Annotated in this window: 22 protein-coding genes; 5 read left to right on the top strand and 17 right to left on the bottom strand. The window is 69.5% G+C overall.

Features of this window, described 5'->3' with window-relative positions:
* Positions 1 to 3 precede the first annotated feature (3 nt).
* The 7 genes from ACW5F0_RS00645 to murJ form a co-directional block, all read right to left on the bottom strand.
* Entirely contained in the window at positions 4 to 1,119 is a 1,116-nt protein-coding gene (locus ACW5F0_RS00645; RefSeq protein WP_456998812.1) for a glycoside hydrolase family protein, read from the bottom strand.
* Positions 1,120 to 1,683: a hypothetical protein gene (locus ACW5F0_RS00640; RefSeq protein WP_456998811.1), complete on the bottom strand. Its 564-nt coding sequence runs from the start codon at positions 1,681 to 1,683 to the stop codon at positions 1,120 to 1,122.
* Between the two features lie 155 nt (positions 1,684 to 1,838).
* Positions 1,839 to 2,789 (bottom strand): 4-hydroxy-3-methylbut-2-enyl diphosphate reductase, encoded by a 951-nt coding sequence (gene ispH, locus ACW5F0_RS00635; protein ID WP_456998810.1) that lies wholly within the window; start codon positions 2,787 to 2,789, stop codon positions 1,839 to 1,841.
* A 185-nt stretch (positions 2,790 to 2,974) separates the two neighbouring features.
* A complete protein-coding gene (gene lspA, locus ACW5F0_RS00630) occupies positions 2,975 to 3,472 on the bottom strand; it encodes a signal peptidase II (protein ID WP_456964114.1) in 498 nt (165 codons plus the stop codon).
* Positions 3,463 to 6,246 (bottom strand): isoleucine--tRNA ligase, encoded by a 2,784-nt coding sequence (gene ileS, locus ACW5F0_RS00625; protein ID WP_456999153.1) that lies wholly within the window; start codon positions 6,244 to 6,246, stop codon positions 3,463 to 3,465. Before ileS ends, lspA begins: the two co-directional genes overlap by 10 nt.
* 56 nt (positions 6,247 to 6,302) lie before the next feature.
* Positions 6,303 to 7,253, bottom strand: a complete 951-nt coding sequence (locus ACW5F0_RS00620) for a bifunctional riboflavin kinase/FAD synthetase (RefSeq protein WP_456998809.1) — start codon at positions 7,251 to 7,253, stop codon at positions 6,303 to 6,305.
* Between the two features lie 101 nt (positions 7,254 to 7,354).
* The gene (gene murJ / locus ACW5F0_RS00615) at positions 7,355 to 8,932 is read right to left on the bottom strand and encodes a murein biosynthesis integral membrane protein MurJ (protein WP_456998808.1); all 1,578 of its coding nucleotides are present in this window, start codon (positions 8,930 to 8,932) and stop codon (positions 7,355 to 7,357) included.
* 110 nt (positions 8,933 to 9,042) lie between these two features.
* On the opposite strand from murJ, the gene rpsT reads away from it, so the two are divergent.
* Positions 9,043 to 9,315 carry a 30S ribosomal protein S20 gene (gene rpsT, locus ACW5F0_RS00610; protein ID WP_456964111.1) on the top strand — a complete coding sequence of 91 codons (273 nt, stop codon included), beginning with the start codon at positions 9,043 to 9,045 and terminating at the stop codon, positions 9,313 to 9,315.
* A 292-nt stretch (positions 9,316 to 9,607) separates the two neighbouring features.
* On the opposite strand, the gene cgtA is transcribed toward rpsT, so the two are convergent.
* From cgtA to rplU, 3 genes are all read right to left on the bottom strand, one after another.
* Entirely contained in the window at positions 9,608 to 10,654 is a 1,047-nt protein-coding gene (cgtA, locus tag ACW5F0_RS00605) for an Obg family GTPase CgtA (protein WP_456964110.1), read from the bottom strand.
* A gap of 172 nt (positions 10,655 to 10,826) precedes the next feature.
* Positions 10,827 to 11,087, bottom strand: a complete 261-nt coding sequence (gene rpmA, locus ACW5F0_RS00600; protein ID WP_132984603.1) for a 50S ribosomal protein L27 — start codon at positions 11,085 to 11,087, stop codon at positions 10,827 to 10,829.
* A 12-nt stretch (positions 11,088 to 11,099) separates the two neighbouring features.
* On the bottom strand, positions 11,100 to 11,420 hold the full coding sequence (rplU, locus tag ACW5F0_RS00595) for a 50S ribosomal protein L21 (protein ID WP_456964109.1): 321 nt from the start codon (positions 11,418 to 11,420) through the stop codon (positions 11,100 to 11,102).
* 558 nt (positions 11,421 to 11,978) lie between these two features.
* Between rplU and ACW5F0_RS00590 the strand changes: the two genes are divergently transcribed.
* The 3 genes from ACW5F0_RS00590 to ACW5F0_RS00580 all read left to right on the top strand — a co-directional run bounded on the left by ACW5F0_RS00590 (position 11,979) and on the right by ACW5F0_RS00580 (position 17,997).
* Entirely contained in the window at positions 11,979 to 14,471 is a 2,493-nt protein-coding gene (locus tag ACW5F0_RS00590) for a S8 family serine peptidase (RefSeq protein ID WP_456964108.1), read from the top strand.
* A 155-nt stretch (positions 14,472 to 14,626) separates the two neighbouring features.
* Positions 14,627 to 17,581 (top strand): excinuclease ABC subunit UvrA, encoded by a 2,955-nt coding sequence (gene uvrA / locus ACW5F0_RS00585; RefSeq protein ID WP_456998807.1) that lies wholly within the window; start codon positions 14,627 to 14,629, stop codon positions 17,579 to 17,581.
* The gene (locus ACW5F0_RS00580) at positions 17,578 to 17,997 is read left to right on the top strand and encodes an acyl-CoA thioesterase (protein ID WP_456964106.1); all 420 of its coding nucleotides are present in this window, start codon (positions 17,578 to 17,580) and stop codon (positions 17,995 to 17,997) included. Before uvrA ends, ACW5F0_RS00580 begins: the two co-directional genes overlap by 4 nt.
* An 11-nt stretch (positions 17,998 to 18,008) precedes the next feature.
* On the opposite strand, the gene ACW5F0_RS00575 is transcribed toward ACW5F0_RS00580, so the two are convergent.
* From ACW5F0_RS00575 to ACW5F0_RS00545, 7 genes are all read right to left on the bottom strand, one after another.
* Positions 18,009 to 19,376, bottom strand: a complete 1,368-nt coding sequence (locus ACW5F0_RS00575; protein WP_456998806.1) for a sigma 54-interacting transcriptional regulator — start codon at positions 19,374 to 19,376, stop codon at positions 18,009 to 18,011.
* Between the two features lie 130 nt (positions 19,377 to 19,506).
* Positions 19,507 to 20,844 carry an acetate kinase gene (locus tag ACW5F0_RS00570; RefSeq protein WP_456998805.1) on the bottom strand — a complete coding sequence of 446 codons (1,338 nt, stop codon included), beginning with the start codon at positions 20,842 to 20,844 and terminating at the stop codon, positions 19,507 to 19,509.
* The gene (locus ACW5F0_RS00565) at positions 20,844 to 21,365 is read right to left on the bottom strand and encodes a hypothetical protein (protein WP_456998804.1); all 522 of its coding nucleotides are present in this window, start codon (positions 21,363 to 21,365) and stop codon (positions 20,844 to 20,846) included. The genes ACW5F0_RS00570 and ACW5F0_RS00565 overlap by 1 nt, the downstream gene beginning before the upstream one ends.
* A gap of 1 nt (position 21,366) precedes the next feature.
* Positions 21,367 to 22,077, bottom strand: coding sequence for a C39 family peptidase (locus tag ACW5F0_RS00560; RefSeq protein ID WP_456998803.1), 711 nt, complete (start codon positions 22,075 to 22,077; stop codon positions 21,367 to 21,369).
* Entirely contained in the window at positions 22,074 to 22,415 is a 342-nt protein-coding gene (locus ACW5F0_RS00555) for a hypothetical protein (protein ID WP_456964101.1), read from the bottom strand. The genes ACW5F0_RS00560 and ACW5F0_RS00555 overlap by 4 nt, the downstream gene beginning before the upstream one ends.
* Before the next feature lie 66 nt (positions 22,416 to 22,481).
* The gene (locus ACW5F0_RS00550; RefSeq protein WP_456964100.1) at positions 22,482 to 23,378 is read right to left on the bottom strand and encodes a hypothetical protein; all 897 of its coding nucleotides are present in this window, start codon (positions 23,376 to 23,378) and stop codon (positions 22,482 to 22,484) included.
* 363 nt (positions 23,379 to 23,741) lie between these two features.
* Positions 23,742 to 24,215, bottom strand: a complete 474-nt coding sequence (locus tag ACW5F0_RS00545) for a copper chaperone PCu(A)C (protein WP_456964099.1) — start codon at positions 24,213 to 24,215, stop codon at positions 23,742 to 23,744.
* Between the two features lie 43 nt (positions 24,216 to 24,258).
* Between ACW5F0_RS00545 and ACW5F0_RS00540 the strand changes: the two genes are divergently transcribed.
* Complete coding sequence (locus tag ACW5F0_RS00540) at positions 24,259 to 25,017, top strand: enoyl-CoA hydratase/isomerase family protein (RefSeq protein WP_456964098.1); 759 nt, start codon at positions 24,259 to 24,261, stop codon at positions 25,015 to 25,017.
* The last annotated feature ends 4 nt before the right edge of the window (positions 25,018 to 25,021 follow it).

Below are 25,021 nucleotides of genomic sequence, written 5' to 3'. Positions count from 1 at the left end.
GCCTCAGCGCGCCTGGGCAAGTGCCTGCTCCTGCTGCTCCGGCTCCGCGGCCCGCTGCGCAAGCCGGTCGCCCTCACGCGCCATCTCCTGCCCCTCCTCGGAACGGGCGAAGGTCATGGCGATCCGGTCGAGCAGGTCGCTATTCCCGTCCCTCAGCGCCGCGTTCAGCGTGTCCAGACCCGGAAGTCCGGGCGTGCCCGCCGCGTCAGCGCGCTCGGGGGCGTCCTGCACCGGGAAGCGCTCGAGATCGATGCTTCCGGCATTGAAGCGTGCCTCGGTGAACTCGCCGGCATGCTCCGGGTACTGCTGCTGCAGGTGCTCCAGCAGCACGGTACGCGCAGGCTCCAGCGATTCCGAGAGGGTCTTGACGGAACCATAATCGGCCACGATCGCCGGATAGTCGCGATTGGCATGGGCAATGCGGTTGGACCGCGCCTCGTCGCCGTCAAGCGTGACCCCGAAGGCCGCTTCCACGCGCGTGATCTCCTCGCGGTTGGACTGGTACATGCGGTATACGTCGGCGGCTTCCTCGAGCCCGACGCTGTCGCGGTCATCGTAGAGGCCGAACACCTCCGACTCGGCGAAGCGGCGCTTGCGCAGGCCGCCCTCCATGTCCTCCCGGCTTCCCCAGCAGTTGTAGCGCATCTGGTACCAGGCTTCCGCTCGGTCGCCCTCGGCGATCGCATCGAGGACGGCATGGCCCTGCATGGCACCCACCCCTCGGTTGTAGGTCACCGAAACAAGCGCGATCCGCTCGTCCGACAGCGGCATGCCCGCCGCGATCGCATGGCCTTCGTACTCCTGGACCGAAGCCCGGAACAGGCTGTCGGCCTCGCCTTCGTCCAGCTCGCGAGTCAGGGTCAGGCCGATGCGCGTCTTCCCTGACAAGGTCGGCTCGGCGTCGACACGCCGGAGCGTGTCCCACTCAGCGTCGCTCAACTCGATGCCCGACCGCTCCCAGATCTCGACGTTGTTGTTCCGGTTGAGGGTGTATCCCCAGCCGATGGTGGCGCGGTTGTCCCCGACGTCCATCGCACGCTCGTGGAGGCCCTCGGTACCCACGATCACGGTGCGCAGCCGGGCGTCGTACTCGTCCTGGGTCAGCTCCCTGAAATCCATTCAGCCCCCCCGCGTCGCATCGGCCTGGCCGCCGCACCTGCGGGGCAGGTCCGAGCGCTCGGACTGGACCGCCGCCAGCGTGTCGTCGGTCGCAATGACCGCGGTATCGGTATCGCCCCGCCTGATGTTGTCCACTTCGCGCCAATGGAGCGCGCCGCCATGCAGTTCGGCGCGAACCAGGGCGATCATGCCGTTGCGTCCGCTCTCCACCGCCAGGACGGCGGTGTTGCCCACGACGGTGCCGACGATATCGCCTTCATCGACCTGTCTCTGGTTGACCAGCGCGCCACCGTAGTCACCGCAGAGCTTTTCGCCGTCCTGGACAAGGGTGACGTTGAAGCCGCCACAGTCCAGGTCCGGCTGCGACCGGTCGCACCACTCGACGGACCAGTTGCCGCCGAGATCCGCCGGGGCCGGTGTCGCCGCAAGGGTCGCCAAGGCCTTGGAGGCGTCGCGGGGTGTTTCGGTGTCCGCGGTCCGCTGCGCCGCGGACTGCGAACAGCCGCCCGCGATCAAGGCAAGCAGCAGCACGCCTGCCACGGGGATTCGTTTGGCCACTTCCATATGTCCTGCTCCTGTTTCGGGGTACGCCGCCGGGCCGACGCACCCGGCGTCCGAGGATAGGCCATCCCGGACCGCCCGCTTTGAGCACGGGATCAGGTTTTCAGCAGCCCGCAGCCCACGACCGGCCCGACGACGCGGATGGCTGGCGGCGGCCCCTACTCCACCAGCTGCAGCCGCAGCTCCTTGGGCAGCGCGAACACCATGCTTTCCGGCTCGCCCGACAGCTCGCGCACGCCGTCGGCCCCGAGTTCGCGCAGGCGTGCCAGCACGCCCTCCACCAGCACGTCCGGGGCCGAAGCGCCCGCGGTCACGCCAACATGGCGTCGGCCCGCGACCCAGGCCGGATCGATCTCTTCGGCGCCGTCGATCAGGTAGGCTTCCACCCCCTCGCGTTCGGCAAGTTCGCGCAAACGGTTGGAGTTGGAACTGTTGGGCGATCCCACCACCAGCACCAGGTCGCACTCGGCGGCGAGTTCGCGCACCGCATCCTGGCGGTTCTGGGTGGCGTAGCAGATGTCGTCGTTCTTCGGCCCCTGGATCGCGGGGAACCGCTCGCGCAGCGCCTGGATCACGCCGCGGGTGTCATCGACGGACAGCGTGGTCTGGGTGGTGTAGGCGAAGTTATCGGGCTGTCCGACCACGAGCGTCGCGACGTCCTCGACGTCTTCCACCAGGTAGATCGTGCCCCTGCCGCGCTCGCGGTTCCACTGCCCCATCGTGCCTTCGACCTCCGGATGCCCGGCGTGGCCGATCAGCACCACGTCACGGCCGGCGCGGCAATGGCGCGCGACCTCGAAGTGCACCTTGGTCACCAGCGGACAGGTCGCGTCGAAGACCTTCAGGCCGCGGCGGTCGGCTTCGCTGCGCACCGCCTGCGAGACGCCATGCGCGCTGAAGATCACCGTGTTGCCGTCAGGCACCTCGTCGAGTTCCTCGACGAAAATCGCGCCGCGCTGCTTGAGGTCGTCGACCACGTAGCGGTTGTGCACCACCTCGTGGCGGACGTAGATCGGCGCACCCAGGGTCTCGATGGCGCGCTTGACGATCTCGATCGCGCGGTCGACGCCGGCGCAGAAACCACGGGGATTGGCGAGGACGATATCCATGCCGGCCATTCTACCCCCGCCCGGGGGAACGGCAGCCGGACGGGCCTCGCTCGTGGGAGTGGCCATCCGCGCCAGCCGGCCCTGGCGTTGTGGGAGCGGCTATAGCCGCGATGGCTGTTGCCCGATCGCGGCTATAGCCGCTCCCACGGGGGAAGGCGCGGACAAGCCGGCTCCCAGGCCAGGGATCAGCCCTGCGGCTTCTTCGGCGCCAGGATGCCGAACAGGGCGATGCCGATGGCGCCGCCGACGATCGCGGCGTCGGCGATGTTGAACGCCGGCCAGTAGTGGTCGCGCCAGTGCCACTGGATGAAGTCGATCACGTGGCCGTGCAGCAGGCGGTCGATCACGTTGCCGATGGCGCCGCCGATCACCAGCGCGAAGGGCAGCGCGGTGCGCCAGTCGCTGCGCGGGGTGCGAGACAGCCAGGCCGCGAGCAGGCCGCTGATGCCGAAGGCCAGCGCGGTGAAGAACCACTTCTGCCAGCCGCCGGCGTCGGCCAGGAAGCTGAACGCAGCGCCGGTGTTGTAGGTGCGGTACCAGTTCCAGAAGCCCTCGATCACCGGGATCGCGGTGTATTCCGGAAGGCTGGTGAGCACCCATTGCTTGCTCAGCTGGTCGAGCACCAGCACCAGCAGCGACAGCAGCAGCCAGGACAAGGCGTTGGGGCTGGGCCTCAGAACCATTCGCGGTCCTCCCCGGGGCCATCGACGTTGGACACGCAGCGCGTGCACAGCCCCGGGTGCTCCGCCACCGCGCCGATGTCACCCCGGCGCTGCCAGCAGCGCACGCACTTGGGCTTGTCCGTGGCCGCGGCCGTGACCGTGATCGCCTCGGCGTCATCGTCGGCCACCAGTGCCACGTCGCCGCTGATGAAGAAGAAGCGCAGTTCATCGACCAGGCCCGACAACCAGTTCTGGTCGGCCACGCCGCAGGTGAGGGTGATCTCCGCATCCAGCGCAGCGCCGATCTCGCCGCTGGCGCGCATCGGCTCCAGCACCTTGGACACCTGCTCACGCAGGCGCAGCAGGTCGTCGAACTCGCGCGTCGACAAAGGTGCACCGTCGGCAAGCGGCGCCAGGCCCTCGTACCAGGTGGCGAACAGGACGTTGCCTTCGCGCTTGCCAGGCACGAATCCCCACATCTCGTCGGCCGTGAACGCCAGGATCGGCGCGATCCAGCGCACGAAGGCTTCGCTGATGCGGTACATGGCGCCCTGCGCGCTGCGGCGGCCGCGCGAGTCCTCGGGCATCGTGTACAGCCGGTCCTTGGTGACGTCGAGGTACAGCGAACCCAGGTCGACGCTGCAGAAATTCAGCAGCAGCTGCACGATCTCGGCGAAGTCGTAGCGCGCATAGGCAGCGACGATCTTCTCCTGGGTTTCCCAGGCGCGATGCACGATCCAGCGGTCGAGCGCGAGCATGTCGTCGAGCGCCGGCAGGTGCACGGCGGGATCGAAGCCGTGCAGGTTGCCGAGCAGGAAACGCGCGGTGTTGCGGATGCGGCGGTATGCGTCGGCGTTGCGTTTCAGGATCTCCTTCGACAGCGACATCTCGTTGCTGTAATCGGCCGAGGCGATCCACAGGCGCAGGATGTCGGCGCCGAGCGTCTTCATGATTTCCTGCGGCTCGATGCCGTTGCCCAGCGACTTCGACATCTTGCGGCCGTGCTCGTCCACGGTAAAACCGTGGGTCAGGCACTGCCGGTACGGCGCGGCCTTGTCGATCGCGATGCCGGTCAGCAGCGACGACTGGAACCAGCCGCGGTGCTGGTCGGAGCCTTCCAGGTACAGGTCGGCCGGCTTGCCGATGCCACGCGCGGCCAGCACGCATTCGTGGGTGACGCCGGAGTCGAACCAGACGTCGAGGATGTCGGTGACTTTCTCGTACTGCGACGCGTCATCACCCAAGAGCTCGGCGGCATCCAGCGCTTGCCAGGCGTCGATGCCGTCCTGTTCGACCCGGTCGGCCACGGCGCGCATCAGCTCGCTGGAGCGCGGGTGCGGCTCGCCGGTCTCGCGGTGGATGAACAGTGCGATCGGGACGCCCCAGGTGCGTTGGCGCGAGATCGTCCAGTCCGGGCGGCCCTCGACCATGCCGGCGATGCGCGCCTCGCCCCAGCCCGGGAACCACTCCACGCCCTCGATCGCGGCCAGCGCGTCGCGGCGCAGCCCGGCCTTGTCCATCGAGATGAACCACTGCGGCGTGGCGCGGAAGGCCACCGGCGTGCGGTGCCGCCAGCAGTGCGGATAGCTGTGTTCGAGCTTCGCCTGCGCCAGCAGCGCACCGCTGGCCTGCAGCACCTCGATGAGGGCGTCGTTGGCCTTCCAGATGTGCGTGCCGGCGAGTTCGACGCCATTGGCCGCCGGCGTGGACGGCAGGTAGACGCCGCGTCCGTCGACCGGGTTGAGCTGGCCGGCGGTGTAGCGGTCGTTGATGCCGTACTGCTGGGCGGCCGCGAAATCCTCCTGGCCGTGGCCGGGCGCGGTGTGCACGGCGCCGGTGCCGTCGTCATCGGTGACGTGGCCGCCCAGGATCAGCGGGATGTCGCGTTCGGCGTAGAAGGGATGCGCAAGCAGCATGTGCGCAAGCGCCGAGCCCTTGGCATGGCCGTGCACCACCACCCCGTCGACGCCATAGCGCGCCAGCACCTTTTCCACGAGCGACGCGGCAAGCACCAGCCAGCGCGGGCGCCCGTCGTGTTCCGGGCCCTCGACCAGCGAATACTCGATGTCGGGGCCCAGCGATACCGCGAGCGACGCCGGCAAGGTCCAGGGCGTGGTGGTCCAGATCGGCACCGCGACCTCGACGCCCTCGGGCAGCACCGCGCCAAAGGCGCGCGCCAGCGCCGCCGGATCGCGCGCGGGATAGGCCACGTCCACCGCCGGCGACACCTTGTCCTGGTATTCGATCTCGGCCTCGGCCAGCGCCGAGCCGCAGTCGAAGCACCAGTACACCGGCTTCGCGCCGCGCACCAGGTGGCCGTTGTCGATCACCTTGGCCAGCGCGCGCATCTCGTCGGCCTCGAAGCGCGGGTCCAGCGAGAGATAGGGATCGTCCCAGTCGCCAAGCACGCCCAGGCGCTTGAAGTCCGCCTTCTGCAGCTCGACCTGCGCCAGCGCGTACTCGCGGCAGGCCTGGCGGAATGCCGCGGCGTCGAGCTTCACGCCGACCTTGCCGTGCTTCTTCTCGATCGCGATCTCGATCGGCAGGCCGTGGCAGTCCCAGCCCGGGATATAGGGCGCGTCGAAGCCGGCGACCGTCTTCGAGCGGACGATGATGTCCTTGAGGATCTTGTTGACCGCGTGGCCGAGGTGGATGGCGCCGTTGGCGTACGGCGGACCGTCGTGCAGCACGAAGCGCGGGCGCCCCGCGGCGTGCGTGCGCAGTTGCTGGTACAGGCCGCCGGCCTCCCAGCGCGCAAGCGTGTCCGGCTCCCGCTTCGGCAGGTCGCCGCGCATCGGGAACGCGGTTTCGGGCAAGAGGATCGTCGGCTTGTAACGCTGGCTGTCGTCGGTCACGCGGTCGCTCGCTGCGGGGTGTGCATCAGAATGTGGCGCGCCTGGGCGGCGTCGCGGTCCATCTGCGCGACCAGGGTCGGCAGGTCGGGGTACTTCTCTTCGTCGCGCAGGCGCGCGACGAACTCCACTTCGATGCGGCGACCGTACAGGTCGCCGGAGAAATCGAACAGGTGGGCTTCGAGCAGCGGCTCGACGCCGTCCACCGTCGGCCGGGTGCCGAAGCTCGACACCGAGGGCCATGGCGCGGCGCCCACGCCGTGCACGCGCGTGGCGTAGATACCGCGCAGCGCCGGCGTCTTGCCGCCGAAGCGCAGGTTCGCCGTGGGATAGCCGAGCGTGCGCCCGAGCTGGCGGCCGCGCACCACGCGCCCGCCGATCGCATAGGGACGCCCGAGCAGGCGCGCGGCGACGTCGAAATCACCCGCCCCGAGGGCCGCGCGGATGCGGGTGCTGGACACGCGCTCACCGTCGAGCAGCACGGGCGCGATCTCGCCCGCCTGGAAGCCCATGGCCTCGCCGGATTCGCGAAGGGTGTCCAGGTCGCCCGCACGGCGATGGCCATACCGGAAGCCGGGGCCCACCCAGACCTCGCGCACCCGCAGGCGCGCGGACAGCACGCGCTCCGCGAACGCTTCCGGCGCCATGGCCGTGAAGCCGGCATCGAAGCGCAGCAGGCCCACCACATCCGCGCCCAGCGCACACAGGCCTTCGGCGCGGGCACGCGGCAGCATCAGGCGCGGGGGCGGCGTGCCATGGGCGAAGAATTCTCGCGGCAGCGGCTCGAAGCTGAGCGCCGCCAGCGGCAGGCCGAGCAGGCGCGCGCGCTCCGCCGCGTGGCGCACAAGCGCGCGATGGCCCAGGTGCAGGCCATCGAAGGCGCCGATGCAGGCCACGCTGCCTTCGGGGCACAGGGGCCCGCCGTCGACATCGCGGAACAGCTGCTTCATGGGATCCAGTTGGTGTGGCGCCGCCGGCGGCAGCGCGCCCATACAGGGTACGGCCGGCCAGTATAACGGCGCGCCGCGGCCCCAGGCCCGCTGGCCCAGGCTCAGTGGCGCAGGTCGCGCGGACGCAGCCCCAGCACCACCAGCGCGGCGCCGTAGGCCAGCGCACCGGCGGCCACGACCACCAGCAACAGGGCCGCGCGCCACAGCAGGCTTTCCATCGCCGTCCAGTCGCCGATCCAGACGCGCAGCGCCAGCACCGCAGCAGCCATCACCGCGCAGGCCACGAACAGGCGCAGCCAGAACCGGCCCCAGCCCGGCTGCGGCCGCATCAGCCCGGCACGTCTCAAGTACCGCCACAGCAACCACGCGTTGATGATCCCCGCCAGCCCGGTCGCCAGGGCGATGCCGCCGTGCGCGCCCTGCACGTCCCATAGCCACAGCGGGGTGGTGAAGGCGACGGTCATCACCACGTTCGCGACCACGGTGATGATCGCCGCGCGCATCGGCGTCTTCGTGTCCTGGCGGGCGTAGAAGGCCGGTGCCAGCACCTTGGTCAGCATGAAGGCCGGGATGCCGATGCTCATCGCCGCCAGGCTGATCGAGGCCATGCGCGTGTCGTGCGGCGTGAACCGTCCGCCCTGGTAGACCACGGCGGTCAGCGGCTCGGCCAGCAGGAGCAGCCCGATCGCCGCCGGCACGCCCGCCAGCAGCGCCATTCGCAGCGCCCAGTCCAGCGTCGCGCCGTAGCCCTCGCTGTCCGCGGCCGCATGCCGGCGCGACAGGTGCGGGAGGATGACCGTGCCGATGGCGACGCCGAAGAGACCCAGCGGGAACTCCACCAGGCGGTCGGACAGATACAGCCAGGTCTGGCTGCCGGTGACCAGCAGCGATGCGAACACCGTGCCCACCAGCAGGTTGAGCTGCGCCACCGAAGACGAGAACAGGGTCGGCACCATCAGCTTCGCGACCCGGCGCACATCGGGATGTCGGAAATCCGGCTTGAAGCTCGGCCGCAGCCCGAGCCGCCCGAGCGCCGGCCACAGCACCGCCAGCTGCAGCACGCCCGCCACCAGCACGCCCCAGGCCAGCGCCTTGACCGGCTCGGCGAACCAGCGCGAGACCCAGACGATGGCGACGATCATCACCACGTTGTGCAGCACCGGCGTCACCGCCGGCAGTGCGAAGCGGCCGAAGCTGTTGAGCACCGAAGCCACCAGCGCCATCAGCGAAATGGCCACCAGGTAGGGAAAGGTGATGCGCAGCATGTCGACGATGAGCGCCAGCTTCTCCGGCTCGTCGATGGCCCCTGGCGCGAACATCCGCGCCAGCAGCGGTGCGGCCAGCATTCCCACCGCGGCGAACACGAGCACCACCGCCAGCAGCGCGCCGGCCATGGCATCGAGGAAGTCCTTCAGTGCGCGCTCGTCGCCGCGCTCGCGCAGTTCGTTGAACACCGGCACGAAGGCCATCTGCACCGAGCCCTCGGCGAAGATCCGGCGCAGGTAATTCGGAATCCGGTAGGCAATGACGAAGGCGTCCATCGCCACCGAAACGCCGAACACGCGTGACTGCAGGGCGTCGCGCAGGAAGCCGGCGATCCGCGACAGCAGGGTCATGGAGCTGAAGACCGCGGTGGAGCGCAGCAGCCCGCCGCGACGGCCTCCTTGTGCCCCGCTCACGGGCCCCGCTCCACGAGCGGGTGATTCTTGACCCAAGCTCCTGATTCCCCCATACTTTCCTGCTCGCTCGACCCGAATTCCGTCTTTACACCCGCTCCCAGGATCCCATTGTGGCCAACATCAAGTCTTCCAAGAAGCGCGCCAAGCAGGCTGTCGTGCGCAACCTGCGCAACAACAGCCAGCGCTCGCAGCTGCGCACCGCCGTCAAGAAAGTGCTGAAGGCGCTCGACGCCAACGATGCCACCGGTGCCCAGGAGGCCTTCACCTCCGCACAGCCGCTGCTCGACCGTTTCAGCGCCCGCGGCCTGATCCACAAGAACAAGGCCGCCCGCCACAAGAGCCGCCTGGCCGCGCGCATCAAGGCGCTCGCCACCGCCGCCTGAGGCAAGCCGCAGCGCGTGACCTGAAAGCCCGGCCCTGGCCGGGCTTTTCGCGTGGGCGGGACCAGAAGCTCCAGCCACGGATTCTCGCTGATCTCTACGGATGGGCGCGGATAGGGCAAGAGCTTTCTTTGCCACGGATTTGCGCGGATACACGCGGATTGGTTCCAGGCAAGCGAAGGGACCACGCCTCCGGACCTGCTTTTTCTTCTGGTTTGGCTTTTGCCCCTGATCCGCGTCCATTCGCGCAAATCCGTGGCAAAAGATCGCTCCTGCCCTTTCCACCCCGCCCGCCTCAGCCCAGGGCGGCGTCAGCGGCATCGGCGGCGTCGCGGGCCTGCTCGTCGATGAAGGCCTGGACGCGGAGCATGACTTCGCGGGTGCCGTCGCTGGCGAGGCCAGAGACGACGAACCATGGCGCGGTCCAGCCCAATGCCGCCACCACGCGCTCGGCATGGGCGAGGGCGTCTTCGCGCGGCAGCAGGTCGGCCTTGTTGAACAGCAGCCAGCGCGGCTTGTCCATCAGGCCGGCGTCGAACTTCTCGAGCTCGTGCTCGATCGCGCGCACCTGGTCGGCGGCGTCGGAGCCGTCCAGCGGCTCGACCTCCACCAGGTGCAGCAGCAGGTGGGTGCGCTGGATGTGGCGCAGGAACAGCGCGCCCAGGCCGGCACCGTCGGCGGCGCCCTCGATCAGGCCCGGGATATCGGCGATCACGAAGCTGCGCGCAGGCTCCACGCTGACCACGCCCAGGTTCGGATACAGCGTGGTGAACGGATAGTCCGCGACCTTCGGCGTGGCCGCGGAGACCGCGCGGATGAGCGTCGACTTGCCCGCGTTGGGAAAGCCCAGCAAGCCGACATCGGCCAGCAGCTTCAGCTCCAGGCGCAGCGCGCGCTCCTCGCCGTCGCTGCCCGGCGTGGCCCTGCGGGGCGCGCGGTTCACCGATGTCTTGAAGTGCATGTTGCCCAGGCCACCCTGGCCACCGCGGGCCACCAGCAGGCGGTCGCCGTCGCCGACCAGGTCGCCGATCACCTCGTCGGTATCGATGTTCAGCACCTGGGTGCCCACCGGCACCATGATCACCGTGTCCTCGCCGCCCTTGCCGTAGCGCTGCTGGCCCATGCCGTCCTGGCCGCGCTGGGCGCGGAACATGCGCTGGTGGCGGAAGTCGACCAGGGTATTGAGGTTGCGGGTGGCTTCCAGCCAGACGTCGCCGCCGTTGCCGCCATCGCCGCCGTCGGGACCGCCCAGCGGGATGTACTTCTCGCGCCGGAAGCCCACGCAGCCGTTGCCGCCGTTGCCGGCGATCACGGTGATTTCGGCTTCATCTACGAGTTTCATTGGTTGGTGGCCTGGAGTCTGGGGCGGTTTTGGGCGATGCGGACACGGGCTCCGAAGCTGGTCCGGAACGCCGCCACCCGGAGCCCGGGCAGTGTAGCGGGTGCCGGGATCGATGCCCCGGCAAAGAAAAGCCCCGCCGGAGCGGGGCCCTTCGTGGAGCGTGGCGCGGGGCTCAGGCCTCGGCGACCACGTTCACGGTGCGGCGCTTCTTCGGACCCTTGGTCGTGAACTCGACCTTGCCGTCGATCAGCGCGAACAGGGTGTGGTCGCGGCCGAGGCCGACGCCCGAACCCGGGTGGAACTGGGTACCGCGCTGGCGGACGATGATGTTGCCGGCATCGATCGCCTGGCCACCATAGATCTTCACGCCGAGGTACTTCGGGTTGGAGTCGCGGCCGTTGCGCGAGGAACCTACGCCTTTTTTATGTGCCATGGCTGCTGCTCCTTACTTCTTGTCGCCACCGGCGATGCCGGTGATCTCGATTTCGGTGTAGTGCTGCCGGTGGCCCATCTGCTTGCGATGGTGCTTGCGGCGGCGGAACTTCACGATGCGCACCTTGTCGGCGCGGCCGTGGGCCTTGACGGTGGCGGTGACGGTGGCGCCGGCGAGGGCGTCGCCGATCTTGATGCCTTCGCCGTCGCCGAGCATGAGCACGTTGTCGAACGTGATCTCCTTGCCCGCCTCGACGTCAAGCAGCTCGACGCGGAGCGTCTCGCCTTGCATCACGCGGTATTGCTTTCCGCCTGTTACCAGGACTGCGTACATGACCAAGCTTCCTCTGTAGTTATTGTGGTCGCCTGCCGCCATCGAGGGCGGACAGGAGCGGAATTGTAATTGGATCAGTGGTTTCGGGTCAAACAAGGCTGAATGGGAGCTTTACTGTTGCGCACCGCACCCGGTATCCGGTAGGTTCGGCCTGGTCGGACGGGTCACAGGGGACCGTCCGCTGCAAGGACAGCAGTTGAGCTACCCGCATCGGCGCCGCTACCGCGCCGGGAGGGTCGTTGACGGTCTCTTACGGAGCGCCTCTGTACGTGCATTGCCTGGCACCAGGTACATCGCGCAAGGCCACGCCAGCCCCCGGGGCTGGCACCACGCCGTGCGGTCGCGCACCGGCTTCCCATCTTGATTTCCGGGCCCGTCGCGGCCCGGCTGCCGGCTTGGCGCATCGCGCCGCCGCATCGCATTTCGCCCGTTCGCCGGTCGCCGACCCAGGTCGCGCCGCGAACGCGCGTGCAGGTTCCACTGAAGTAGCGACAGCCACTGCGTGGATGGGGCCGACGCCCTAGGGCGTTCGGATCGACGAAAGGAGAGAGGACCGAAATGACAAGCAATATCCGGAACACCACTACAACCGCGCTCGCCGTGGCGATCACCGCCGCGCTCTTCGCGGCGCCGTCATATGCGGCATTGAAGTCGCCCGCAAGTGACAGCGTCGACGCAAGCAGGATCTCGGCCAGCCGGGTCGCACCGCCGCAGAGGGCGGCTGTGAAGAAGCCCGTGTTCGGCAAGCCTGCCCAGGCCTACGGCGCGAACCTCAAGGCCCCTGCCGACGACAGCTACCGGGAATTCATCGTCAGCTTCCAGAAGGGCGCGAAGCCCGCCGCGGACCTGCAGCGCCAGCTCGACGCCGTCGGCAAGCTGATCGGTGCCCGCATCAACATCGAGCGCACCCTGGGCACGGGCGCGCAGCTCATCCGCCTGGACCGCGAGATCGACGTCGTCGCCCGCAAGCAGCTCGAAGGCGTGCTGATGCAGCGTTCGGACATCCGCGCCGTCGAGCCCAACGGCTTCGCACATCGCCTGTTCGAGCCCAACGATCCGCTCTTCCCGCAGCAGTGGCACTACCAGCCCGGCCCGATGGGCATGAACGCCGTCGAAGCCTGGGACACCTATGACGGCACGGGCTCCATCGTCGCCGTGCTCGATACGGGACAGGTCGAACACGAAGACCTGACCGGCCAGTTCATCGCCGGCTACGACTTCATCACCGACCCGGAAAACGCCCGCGACGGCGACGGCCGCGACGCGGACCCGAACGACGAAGGCGACTGGGACAGCAAGTACGACAGCTCCTGGCACGGCACGCACGTGGCCGGCACCATCGCTGCACTGACCGACAACAACATCGGCGGTGCAGGCGTGGCTCACGGCGCCAAGGTCCAGCACGTCCGCGTGCTCGGCAACCTGGGCGGCGCCTGGACCGACGTCAGCGATGCGATCATCTGGGCGTCCGGCGGCACCGTCGACGGCGTGCCCGACAACGCGACCCCGGCCGACGTCATCAACCTGAGCCTGGGTGGCGGCGTTGCCTGCCAGACCTTCATGCAGGATGCGATCGACATCGCCGTTGGCAACGGCACCACGGTGGTCATCGCCGCGGGCAACTCCAACTCGGACGTGGGCAACTTCAGCCCCGCGAGCTGCAACGGCGCGATGGCGATCGCGGGCACCGGCCCCGACAACACCAAGTACAGCGCGTCCAACTACGGCCTGGGCATCAGCGTCGCCGCTCCCGCGGGCGCCGGCAGCGGTTTCCCGGAAACGTCGCAGGTGCTTTCGACGATCAACCTCGGCACCACGGTCCAGGCGGGTGACGGGTATGCCTGGTATGCGGGCACCTCGATGGCGGCCCCGCACGTGGCCGGCACCATCGCGCTGATGTTGGAAGCCGCCGAAGGCGACCTCGGCCCGACCGAGATCGAGACGATCCTGCAGAACACGGGCTATGCGTCCAACGGCACGGTCACCAACTGCGATACGAGCTCGCGCTGGTGCGCTTGGCTGATCGACGCCCGCTACGCGGCCGCAGTCGCTGCGGGTAACGAGGACCTGCCGCCGACCCCGCCGGGCCCGCCGCCGCCGCCGCCGCCGGTCGAACTCGAGAACGGCGTCACGGTCGAGCTCGGTTCGATGACCGCCACCAGCGAGAAGTTCTACGTCCTCAACGTGCCGGAGGGTGCGTCCCCGCTGACCTTCGCCATGGCTCCGGGCACCGACGCGACGGGTGACTCCGACCTGTACGTGCGTTTCGGCTCGGCCCCCACGGACAGCGATTATGACTGCCGTCCCTGGACGGGCGGTGTGGTTGCCGAGGACTGCAACTTCACCAGCCCCGCAGCGGGTGAATGGCATGTCCGCATCGTCGCGTACAGCGCCTCGAGCGGCTACAGCCTGACCGGCACCTACGGTGACGACCCGCCGCCGCCGCCGCCGCCGGGCGCCGTCGAACTCGAGAACGGCGTCACGGTGACCGGCATCGACGTCGGCACGACCGAACAGGCGATGTTCTACATCGACGTGCCCGAGGGCGCGACCGATCTGAGCTTCGACATGTCCGGTGGTACCGGCGATGCCGACCTCTACGTGCTGATGGGCCAGGAGCCGACCGACACCAACTGGAATTGCCGCCCGTGGGATGTCGGCAACGAGGAAACGTGCTCGTACCCAACGCCGGATGCCGGCCGCTGGTACGCCCGCATCTACGGCTACGAGGCTGCGACCGGCGTCACGCTGACCGCCAGCTTCGTGGATGTGGGCGGCGGCGTTGCTCCGCAGGACCTGGCTGCCCGCCACGTGTTCCCGCTCAAGGGCCAGCGCATCCGTACGCAGCTCGAGTGGGTCGGTGGCGAGGGTGAACAGGTCGACGTGAAGTTCAACGGTGAGGTCGCGGCGACCGCGGTGAACAGCGGCTTGTTCACCCACACCTTCACCGCCGCCTCGACCGGTGCCGGCAGCGCGACCTACCAGGTCTGCAACGCGGGTACCACCGAGTGCTCGGAGACCATCACGGTGAACTACTCCGCGCGTCGCTGATCCAGGGCGCAGGTGTCTGACGAGGGGCCCGGTTCGCCGGGCCCCTTTTCTTTGCCCGCGGCGTGGTGGAAATCCGGTGGATTGCCCCCATCCATGGGGCTGGGTAGGCTGGTTGATCGTCCACCCTCCCCTCCCCTTCCTCCGGACCCCACCCGATGGCGTTGGACCTCATCCGCATCCGCGGAGCGCGCACCCACAACCTCAAGAACATCAGCCTCGACCTGCCCCGCGACCGCCTGATCGTGGTTACCGGCCTGTCGGGCTCCGGCAAGTCCTCGCTCGCCTTCGACACCATCTATGCCGAAGGCCAGCGTCGCTATGTCGAGTCGCTGTCGGCGTACGCACGGCAGTTCCTGAGCGTGATGGACAAGCCCGACGTCGACCAGATCGAAGGCCTGTCGCCGGCGATCGCGATCGAGCAGAAATCGACCTCGCACAACCCGCGCTCGACCGTGGGCACGATCACCGAGATCTACGACTACCTGCGCCTGCTGTACGCCCGCGTCGGCCAGCCGCGCTGCCCCGACCACCAGTACCCGCTTGAAGCGCAGACCGTCAGCCAGATGGTCGACCAGGTGATGGCGCTCGCCGGCGATCCCGCGAACGCCGAACGCCGCTGGATGCTGCTGGCGCCGGTGGTGCGCGAGCGCAAGGGCGAGCACGCCCAGGTGTTCGAACAGCTGCGTGCGCAGGGCTACGTGCGCGTGCGCGTGGACGGCGAGGTGCATGAAATCGACGCCGTGCCGCCGCTGGCGCTGCGCCAGAAGCACACCATCGAAGCCGTGATCGACCGCTTCCGCGTGCGCGAGGACATGCAGCAGCGCCTGGCGGAATCCTTCGAGACCGCCCTCAAGCTGGGCGACGGCATGGCCGAGGTGCGCGCGCTCGACGGCGACGCGGCCGAGCCGCTGCTGTTCTCGTCGCGCTACAGCTGCCCGGTCTGCGATTACGCGCTGCCCGAACTCGAGCCGCGCCTGTTCTCGTTCAACGCCCCGGCCGGCGCCTGCCCGACCTGCGACGGCCTGGGCGTCAGCCAATTCTTCGACCCGACACGGGTGGTGGTCCACCCGGAGCTGTCACTGGCCGCGGGCGCGGTGCGCGGCTGGGACCGACGGAACCACTACTACTTCCAGCTCATCGCATCGCTGGCGCGCCACTTCGGCTTCGACGTCGACACCCGCTGGCAGGAGCTCGGCGAGGACGTCCGCCAAGCCGTGCTCTACGGCAGCGGCGACGAGATGATCGCCTTCACCTACGTGACCGAAAGCGGCGTGCGCAGCAAGCGCCGGCACCGCTTCGAAGGCATCGTGCCCAACCTCGAGCGCCGCTACCGCGAGACCGAATCCGCGGCCGTGCGCGAGGAACTGGCCAAGTACATCAGCGAGCAACCCTGCCCCGACTGCGGCGGCGCGCGCCTGAACCGCTCCGCGCGCAACGTGTTCGTGGCCGAGCGCGCGATGCCGTCGATCGTGGTGCTGCCGATCGGCGAGGCGCTGCGCTTCTTCAGCGAGCTCGTGCTTCCCGGCTGGCGCGGCGAGGTAGCCGAGCGCATCGTGAAGGAGATCCGCGAGCGCCTGGGCTTCCTGGTCGACGTCGGCCTCGATTACCTGACGCTGGAACGCAAGGCCGACTCGCTGTCCGGTGGCGAGGCCCAGCGCATCCGCCTCGCAAGCCAGATCGGCGCCGGCCTGGTTGGCGTGATGTACGTGCTCGACGAACCCTCGATCGGCCTGCACCAGCGCGACAACGAGCGCCTGCTGGGTACGCTCACCCGGCTGCGCGACCTCGGCAACACCGTGATCGTCGTCGAGCACGACGAGGACGCGATCCGCCTGGCCGACCACATCATCGACATCGGGCCGGGAGCCGGCGTGCACGGCGGCGAAGTCGTCGCCCAGGGCAGCTACGAGGACATCCTGGCCGCACCGCGATCGCTGACCGGCCAGTACCTGTCGGGCCAGCGCAGCATCGCCATCCCGGCGACGCGCCACGCGCCGAACCCGAAGCTGGAACTGCGCCTGCTCGGCGCCACCGGCAACAACCTGAAGGATGTCGACCTGGTCATCCCCAACGGGCTGTTCACCGTGGTCACCGGCGTTTCCGGATCCGGCAAATCGACGCTGATCAACGACACCCTGTATGCGCTGGCCGCCAACGAGATCAATGGCGCCTCGCACAAGCCGGCGCCGTTCCGTTCGGTCGAAGGCCTGGACCTGTTCGACAAGGTGGTCGACATCGACCAGTCGCCGATCGGGCGCACGCCGCGCTCCAACCCGGCGACCTACACCGGGCTGTTCACGCCGCTGCGCGAGCTGTTCGCGCAGGTGCCGGAGTCGCGCGCCCGCGGCTACGGGCCGGGACGCTTCAGCTTCAACGTCCGCGGCGGCCGCTGCGAGGCCTGCCAGGGTGATGGCCTGATCAAGGTCGAGATGCACTTCCTGCCCGACATCTACGTGCCCTGCGACGTCTGCGGCGGCAAGCGCTACAACCGCGAGACGCTGGAGATCCGCTACAAGGGCCTGAACGTGCACGAGGTGCTGGACATGACGGTCGAGGCCGCGCTCGACCTGTTCCACGCTGTGCCGGCGCTGGCGCGCAAGCTCGAGACCCTGGCCGATGTCGGCCTGGGCTACATCCGCCTCGGGCAGTCGGCGACCACGCTCTCGGGCGGCGAGGCGCAGCGCGTGAAGCTGTCGAAGGAGCTGTCGCGCCGCGACACCGGCCGTACGCTGTACATCCTCGACGAACCCACCACCGGCTTGCACTTCCACGACATCGACCATCTGCTGGGCGTATTGCACAAGCTGCGCGACGACGGCAACACCGTGGTGGTGATCGAACACAACCTCGACGTCATCAAGACCGCCGACCGGGTCATCGACCTCGGTCCCGACGGCGGCCACCGCGGCGGCGAGATCATCGCCCAGGGCACGCCCGAAGAGGTCGCGGCGATGCCGCAGTCGCATACCGGGCGCTTCCTCGCGAAACTGCTCGCGGAACAGACGGCGCGCACGACCACGACTCCGGTGGCCGACGCACCACGCCCGCGCTCGCGCGGCAAGACCGGCACCCCCACCCGCCGCCGCAAGGCCAGGGACATCTCCTCATGAACCGCGAGCCCGCCGAGCACGGCAAGCTGCTCCACCGCATGCCCATCGCGCTGCGCTGGCGCGACCTCGATGCCTTCAACCACGTCAACAACTCCAACTTCATGACTTACCTCGAGGAGGCGCGGATCCGCTGGTTCGAGTCGCTGGACGAGCCTTGGGTGACCGATGAAACCGCTCCGCTGCTTGCGGCGGTGCAGATGAACTACCGGCATCCGATCCCCTACCCGGGCGCGATCGTGGTGGAGCTCACCGCCGACCGCGTGGGCACCAGCAGCGTCACCATCGGCCACCGCATCACCAGCGCCGACGGCACCGTGCTGCACGCCGACGGCCACGTGGTCATGGTCTGGATCGACCGCCGCAGCGGCCGCCCGACCCCGCTGCCCGACGCCGTCCGCAGGATCGCCGGCGACTGAAGGCGCGCGGCTCAGCCCGTCCCCACCCCGTCGGCCTGGCCACGCAGGCCATGGCGGTTCATCAGCCTGTACAGCGTGACCCGCGAGATGCCGAGCTCCCGCGCCGCAGCCTGCAGTCGGCGGCCGTTGCGGGCCAGGGCGCGCTCGATGGCCACGCGCTCACCCTCCAACCGTGCTTCGCCCAGTGTCTGCGTCACGGGCGGAGCATCCTCGAGCCGCAGGTCGCGGGCGGTGATGCGGGATCCCTCGGCCATCACCAGCGCCTGGCGCACGCGATTGACCACCTCGCGGACGTTTCCCGGCCATGGATGGTCATGCAGTGCCCGCCGGGCTTCGGGGGTGAATCCGCGCACGCGGCCACCGCCCTCGCCAGCATGCCGCGCCAGCGCCCAGTCGGCCAGCAGCGCGATGTCGCCGTCGCGCTCGCGCAGCGGCGGCATCCACAGCTCGATCACCCGCAGCCGGTGGTAGAGATCCTCGCGGAAGCGGCCGCGTTCCATCGCCTCCCCCAGGTCGACGTGGGTCGCGCAGATGATGCGCGCATCCACGGCGATGTCATCGTGGCCGCCCAGGCGCTGGATCGTGCCCTGCTCGAGGAATCGCAGCAGCGAGGCCTGCGATTCCAAGGGCAGGTCGCCGATTTCGTCGAGGAACAGGGTGCCGCCGTCGGCATGCTCGAAGCGGCCGCGCTTGCGCTGGATCGCGCCGGTGAAGGCCCCGCGTTCGAAACCGAACAGCTCTGACTGCAGCAGGCTGCCGGGGATCGCGCCGCAGTTGATCACCACCAGCGCTCCGTTCCGGCGCGTGGAGTGGCGATGGATCGCCGCGGCCGCCAGTTCCTTGCCGGTGCCGGTTTCCCCACCGATGCAAACCGGCGCGCCGGTCAGGGCCACGCGCCGCAGCTGCCGGTACAGCAGGCGCATCGCGGGGCTGTCCCCGATCATCCCGTCCAGCGAAGGCGGTGGTGGCACAAGGACGTCCTCGTGCCTGCCCAGGCGCGCCATGCCGTGGGCGTGGCCGAGCACCGTGGCCAGCAGGCCATCCTCGCAGGGCAGGACGACGTAATCGTGGCAGAGATCGCGGACCAGGTTGCGCACGACGTCCAGCCGCACCTGGCCTGGCGACAGTCCCGCGACCCAGGCGCGCTCGCCGCGGCCCAGCACCTCGCGGATGCACTGCAGCGCCGCCGGCGCCGGCTCATGGCAGCCCCGCAAGTCGACCAGTCCGGCACAGCAGTGGCGGCCGCCATCGGCGAAGAGCTGCGGCACCGCCTGCGCGCCCGAGATCATCAGGGGCTGCCAGCCGCGCTGGCCGAGGCTCGATGGCAGGGTCGCATCCGTGCGATCACCCGCCACCACCCAGTGGATGAAATCGCGCACTCCGCTGCATCCCGGCATTCGCCTGCGCTGCACCCGCCCCCTGCGGATGGCCTCCGTCCCGTGTCCACCCCAAGCAACGCGGGGCCGCGAAGCGGCCGGACACCGGCGTGCCTGAACAGGGCTCAGGCGCTTAGAAGCGGATCGGAAGCCGCGCCACCAGGGTGACGTCCGGGGTATCGCGGGTCATGCCCGCCCCCAGTGCGATGTTGATGCTGGTGCGATCGCTGATGCGATAGGTGCCGCCAAGCATCAGCGTGCCCAGCACCAAGCGCACCGAGCCCGGCAGGTCGCTGCCGTTCTGCCGCGAGCGCTGGACCATGCTGTGGTCGTAGCCGATGCTGATCGCGGCGCGGTCGTTGAGCGACAGGCCGACACCGAGATTGAAGCCGAGGATGTCGCCGGCGTCGATTTCGCCTATGAACTCGGTGGTGGTCTGCGGGAAGCCTTCGGGTGCCCCGCTGAGCGTGGTGCGCGAGACGTCCTCGCGGGCGAAATTGTGCAGATAGCTCAGGCTGCCGAAGAACACCACCGGGTCGGATGCGTACATCCAGGTGACCCCCGGCTGCAGCGAGGCGAAGCCGCTGCCGGTGGGCAACTCCAGCGGCAGCCCCGTGCCGGTGGCGTTGGCGACGCAGCGCGTGACGCAGTCGGTGACGACCTCGAACAGGTCCTTGCCGGTGCGCGTCTTGTAGCGCAGCCAGGCCACGTAGAACGGCCGGTCCGCGCCCTTGTTCGGCAGCTGCCAGCGCGCGGTCAGCTCGAGGTCGCCCACGCCACTGCCGTCGGCGCTGAACACGCTGTCCTGCGCCGACCCGGTGAAAATCTCGCGACTCACCGTGTCGCTGCGGATGTACATGTACGGCACCCTGAGCTCGAGTTCAAACCGGTTGCCGACGCCATAGCGCGCGGCCAGCCCCGCGGTCGCGCTGGTGATCTTGACCTGGCGGACGTCGATCAAGCCGATCAGGATCGCCGGGATCACGGTGTAGCCGATCAGTGCCACACGGTCGTTGGAGTAGTAGCCGGTCTGCAGCGACGGCTCCAGGATGAACGTGCCGCGCGGCGTCAGCACGCCGGGCTGGTCGAAGATCTGCGCCACCTCCGGAGGCCGCGTCGATTCCTCCGGTGCCTGCCCGACCGGCACCGCCTCGCCGGCCTGCTGCGCCACGGCCACGGCCACCGCGGCGGGCGCAGCGGCGGGCAGCGCGCCCGCGACCCCGCCCCGCGCACGCAGCCCATCGAGACGCCAGGCATCGACGCCCGCGTCGCCGCCCTCCCAATCGGCCTGTTGGCCCTCGAGGTAACTGCGCAGGGCTTCAATCTCGCGCGCCTGCGCGTCCAGGCGCGCCTCCAGTGCGCTGATGCGGCCTTCCGTGTCCGCCGCTGGCGCCGCCTGCGACCACGCGGGCAGGGGCACGGCCAGGGCCGCGGCGACGAGTGCGATCCCCTTCCATCCCCCGGCACGCATCATGGCGTCCCGGTCGCGGCCAGGCCCGAACGGCCGAGGGCGTCGCTGAAGTTGATGGCCTGCAGCAGGCCCAGGGTATTGCTGGCCGCATCGATCGTGGTGGAGACGCGGATATGCACGCCGTCGAGGGTGTTCTGGAGGACCAGCCCCGCGCCGCCGCCGGCGGCATCGAAGGCATTGCCGGGCCCCACCTGCACGACCTGCAGCTGGCGCAGGTGCTCGAGTTCGCGCGCCTGCGCGGGCGTGATGCGCGCGATGTCGGGAATGTCGATCCGCAGCGATGCGACCAGTTGGCCGTCAACCCAGGCCATGCGTTCGAAGCCGAACGAGACCACCAGCCCCGACGGCAGCGCGAAACCACCGCGCATCGCGTCGAGCGTGGCCGCATCCAGCGGCGTCCATCCTGCCGGCGGCCCGCTTTCAGCGGCCCGGCCGTGCGACGGCCAGCCCACGGCCGCCAGTGCCAGCAGCGCGGTGACGATGACCTGCCACCCGATCCGGATCGTGGTTGGACTCTTCATGTCAGATGTCCCCGGGCCCGCGACGGCGCATGACCACGTCCTGCAGTCCCTGCCGCTGGACCGCGCTGGCCAGTGGCGCCAGAGGTGCCAGGCGCCAGTCGCGCGGATGATTGAAGGCCGCCAGTGCACGGCGGTTGTGGACGACGAACAGCACCCGGTTGTCCCACAGGCGATCGAAGTCGCGCCGTGTCAGCAGCCGCGTCCCGCGCGCCGGATCGCCGATGAGCACGCGCCCGTGGCGCATGCCTTTCACCACGACGAAGTGCCGGTAGCCGCGATCGTTGAGCAGGACGATCGCCGGAAGCCCTTCGGCGAGCAGGCGGTCGAGCGGCACTTCGAAACCATCGGCCGCGTAGCCCTGCGCTTCGAGATACGCACGCATGTCCAGCAGCGAGAAGCCCTCGCGGCGGATGCGGGCCTGGTCACCGCGCAGGTACATGTGCTGGAACACGTCCGCCTCGCTGACCGCTTGCCCGTACTGGAATGTCAGCAGCGTGGCCACCGCGGCGGAGCCGCAGCTGTAGTCGTACTGCTGCGGGATCGTGGTGCGGTAGCGCGCCGCCTTCAGGCTGGTGACCTGCAGCGAGTAGCTGCCGCCGTAGGGCACGTGCACTTCTGCCCGCCCTGCCAGCGCCACGGCGGGAACCGCCGCCAGCCCCGCCATGCAGGCGGCCACCAGGCAGGTCCCGAGCGCGGCGCGGGCGCGGGTCACGGGCCCGGTCCGCCGAACTGCACGTTGACCGCGGTGCCGTTCTGGATCAGCACGTTGGCACCGCTGTTCTGGATGACGGTGTTGATGCCCGCGGCGTTGCCGAAGGCGCCGCCGGTGATGGTGTTGGGGCCGCCGACGGTCCCGACGGCGGTGTTGCCGTCGACCTGGCCCTGGTTGTCGACGTCGACCACGGTGATGGCCGTGGATTCGCCACCCCGCATGGCCTCCAGCGCCGGGACGGCCACCGCCGGTCCGAAGCCTTCGACGGCTGCCGGTTCAACGGGCGGGGATGCCAGCGCGAGCACGCTGGCGAGGACAGGAATCGCAATGGCAGGCATGGCGCCCTCCTTGACAGGATGAAGCGACGCACCGCGAGCATGCCGCGGTGCGCGCCCATGCCCGGATTACGGACCGCTGGTACCCAGGTTCAGGTTGGCCTGCACGGTCACGCCCTGCTGGATCAGCGAGGATGCGCCGCTGTTCTGCGCAAGCACCATGATGCCCGCCGCCGCGTTCGCCGAACCGTCCATCGAGTTGGACATGTCGAAGGCGCCGCCGTGGGCCCAACTGGTTCCGCCCGCGCCGCCAGCACCGCCCATCCCGTCGCCGCCGGTCGCGCTGCCGCCCGAGCCGTCGCCGCCGTCGCCGCCGGTCCCGGCCGTGGCCGTCGCGTCACCGCTGCTGCCGGAGTTGTCGGCGCTGCTGTCGCCGCCGGTGGCGCTGGCATCAGCTGCCGCGCTGCTGTCGCCCGACGTCGCGATCGCATCCCCGATGCCCTCGACGTATGCGTCTGCATCACCGGAGTCCGAGCCGGCAGCACCCAGCGCGCCTGCGAGGCCCGCTGCAGCGGCATCGCCGTCGCGCGCGCTGATCGCACCGGCATCGCCGCCGTCGCCACCGTCTCCACCGTCTCCACCACCGGCCAGGGCAAGGCCACCCAGGCCAGCACCACCGTCACCGCCATCGGCGCTGCCGCCGTTGAGCGCGACGTTGCCCAGCACCAGCACGCTGTTGCCGGTGACCGCGCCGAGGAGGTTGGTCTCGGCGACCGCCGTGGAGGTGTTGAACGAACTCGCGATGCTCGTGCTGGCGCTGCTGCCGTTGTTCGCGGATGCGTTCGACAGTCCGATGCCGGCCGCGCTGCCGGCGTTGTCGCGGCTGTCGCCGCTGCTGTTGTCTTCGGTATTGCTGGCGTTGTTGTCGCCGTCACCGGTTTCAGTCTGGTCCTGTGCCCATGCCGGGGCGGACAGGCCGATGCCGAGCAGCACTGCCGCGGCCAACATGCTCTTGTGGATGCGCATTGTCATTCTCCTAGGGGGATGTCGCGCCAGCGCACAAGGGGGAGGTACGGCACGCCGGTGCGAACCTGTCTATCGCAGGTTTGGTGCCAGACCGGGAAGGCGGGCGCATGTGCTTGATCGCGCAGAATTTTTTCAGCGCCGATCGAGCGACGAACCGGGCACCCCGTATTCACCGGCACCGTCGACGCCGAAAGTGTTGCAGCGCTGATACATGCGCCCGCACGCCGGGGCGCAGGAACCGCGTGGCAGCGGCGCCGGATCCGCACGGAACGTGGCGCAGCGCGCCCACGAGGCGCCCTGCCACGATGTTTCATTCCTGGGAATCGAGCCCCCGGCCGCTGCGCGCGGCCGTCCCGGGAGCCCTCAGCGCGCGTCGGCGGCGCGCACCTCGAAGTCAGCCCCGACGCTGCGGCCGTCGGCCAGGGTGAATTCGATGCGCGCGATGTCGCCCGCCGCCAGCGGCGAGACCGGCCGCATCAGCATCAGGTGCAGTCCGCCAGGACGCAGCACGACATCGCCGCCGGCGACCACCGGCAGCTCCGCCACCTCGCGCATCCGGCTCACGCCGTCCCCCACCCGCGTTTCGTGCAGTTCGACGCTGGCGAACGCATCGCTGCGCGCGCCGGTGACGATGGCCTCCGCCGCGCAGGGGTTATCGATGCGGGCGAAGCCCGCCATCATCGGCATCGGCATCGGCGGCGAACGCAGCCAGCCGTCGATCACCCGCGGCATGCAGGTGGCATCGGCGCCGGCGCTCGCCGGTTCCGAAGCGGACGCCCCCGCAGTCGCTGCACACAGCGCCACGGCGGGAAGGACGACGCGAAGAAAGATGCCCATGCACCTATGATAACCGTCCACCCAGGCGCGGACGCGACGACGCATGACTGCACTCATCGACACCATCGCGCATGGCGCGATTACCGAACTCAGGCTCGCGCGCGCGCCGGTCAACGCGCTCAACCCGGAGCTTTGCAGGGCGCTGGCAGAGGCGGTGCCGGCGGCCATCGTGGCGGGTGCGGAAGGCATCGTGCTGTCGGGCGGCGAGAAAGCCTTTTCCGCCGGGCTGGACGTGCCGCACCTGCTGTCGCTGCAGTCGCGCGATGGGATCGGCGCGGCGTGGTCCGACTTCTTCTCGGCAGCGCGCGCGCTGGCGGCATCCACGGTCCCCGTGGTGGCGGCGATCACCGGCCACTCGCCCGCCGGCGGCTGCGTGCTCGCACTGTGCTGCGACTACCGGGTGATGGCCGAGGGGCCGTTCCGCATCGGCCTCAACGAAACCCAGGTCGGACTGGTCGCGCCGGACGGCATCCAGCACCTGATGCGGCGGACCGTCGGCATCCACCGCGCCGAGCGCCTGCTGGTCGGCGGCGAGCTCGTGGAAAGCGCGCGCGCGTTCGAGATCGGCCTGGTCGATGAACTCGCGCCGCACGCCGCGGTGGTGGCGCGCGCGGTCGCCTGGCTTGAAGCGCTGCTGGCGCTGCCGCGGAAGCCCGTGCTGCGCACCCGCGCGATCGCGCGCGCCGACCTGCACGCGGCGCTGGCGCCGGAGCGCATCGACATCGACACCTTCGTCGATGCCTGGAATGACCCGGACACCCAGGCCGGGCTGCGCGCACTGGTGGCGCGACTGGGCAAATAGACGG

It is taken from the genome of Luteimonas sp. A534, assembly GCF_054072805.1.
The sequence above is the reverse complement of the archived record's forward strand: the minus strand, read 5'-3'. Positions and strand labels throughout refer to the sequence as shown.

Coding starts and splice junctions, on each gene's coding strand:
- ACW5F0_RS00645 (WP_456998812.1), bottom strand. CDS start 1,119: ATGGATTTCAGGGAGCTGACCCAGGACGAGTACGACGCCCGGCTGCGC.
- ACW5F0_RS00640 (WP_456998811.1), bottom strand. CDS start 1,683: ATGGAAGTGGCCAAACGAATCCCCGTGGCAGGCGTGCTGCTGCTTGCC.
- ispH (WP_456998810.1), bottom strand. CDS start 2,789: ATGGATATCGTCCTCGCCAATCCCCGTGGTTTCTGCGCCGGCGTCGAC.
- lspA (WP_456964114.1), bottom strand. CDS start 3,472: ATGGTTCTGAGGCCCAGCCCCAACGCCTTGTCCTGGCTGCTGCTGTCG.
- ileS (WP_456999153.1), bottom strand. CDS start 6,246: ATGCGCGGCGACCTGCCGAAGCGGGAGCCGGACACGCTTGCGCGCTGG.
- ACW5F0_RS00620 (WP_456998809.1), bottom strand. CDS start 7,253: ATGAAGCAGCTGTTCCGCGATGTCGACGGCGGGCCCCTGTGCCCCGAA.
- cgtA (WP_456964110.1), bottom strand. CDS start 10,654: ATGAAACTCGTAGATGAAGCCGAAATCACCGTGATCGCCGGCAACGGC.
- rpmA (WP_132984603.1), bottom strand. CDS start 11,087: ATGGCACATAAAAAAGGCGTAGGTTCCTCGCGCAACGGCCGCGACTCC.
- rplU (WP_456964109.1), bottom strand. CDS start 11,420: ATGTACGCAGTCCTGGTAACAGGCGGAAAGCAATACCGCGTGATGCAA.
- ACW5F0_RS00590 (WP_456964108.1), top strand. CDS start 11,979: ATGACAAGCAATATCCGGAACACCACTACAACCGCGCTCGCCGTGGCG.
- uvrA (WP_456998807.1), top strand. CDS start 14,627: ATGGCGTTGGACCTCATCCGCATCCGCGGAGCGCGCACCCACAACCTC.
- ACW5F0_RS00580 (WP_456964106.1), top strand. CDS start 17,578: ATGAACCGCGAGCCCGCCGAGCACGGCAAGCTGCTCCACCGCATGCCC.
- ACW5F0_RS00570 (WP_456998805.1), bottom strand. CDS start 20,844: ATGCGTGCCGGGGGATGGAAGGGGATCGCACTCGTCGCCGCGGCCCTG.
- ACW5F0_RS00565 (WP_456998804.1), bottom strand. CDS start 21,365: ATGAAGAGTCCAACCACGATCCGGATCGGGTGGCAGGTCATCGTCACC.
- ACW5F0_RS00555 (WP_456964101.1), bottom strand. CDS start 22,415: ATGCCTGCCATTGCGATTCCTGTCCTCGCCAGCGTGCTCGCGCTGGCA.
- ACW5F0_RS00550 (WP_456964100.1), bottom strand. CDS start 23,378: ATGCGCATCCACAAGAGCATGTTGGCCGCGGCAGTGCTGCTCGGCATC.
- ACW5F0_RS00545 (WP_456964099.1), bottom strand. CDS start 24,215: ATGGGCATCTTTCTTCGCGTCGTCCTTCCCGCCGTGGCGCTGTGTGCA.
- ACW5F0_RS00540 (WP_456964098.1), top strand. CDS start 24,259: ATGACTGCACTCATCGACACCATCGCGCATGGCGCGATTACCGAACTC.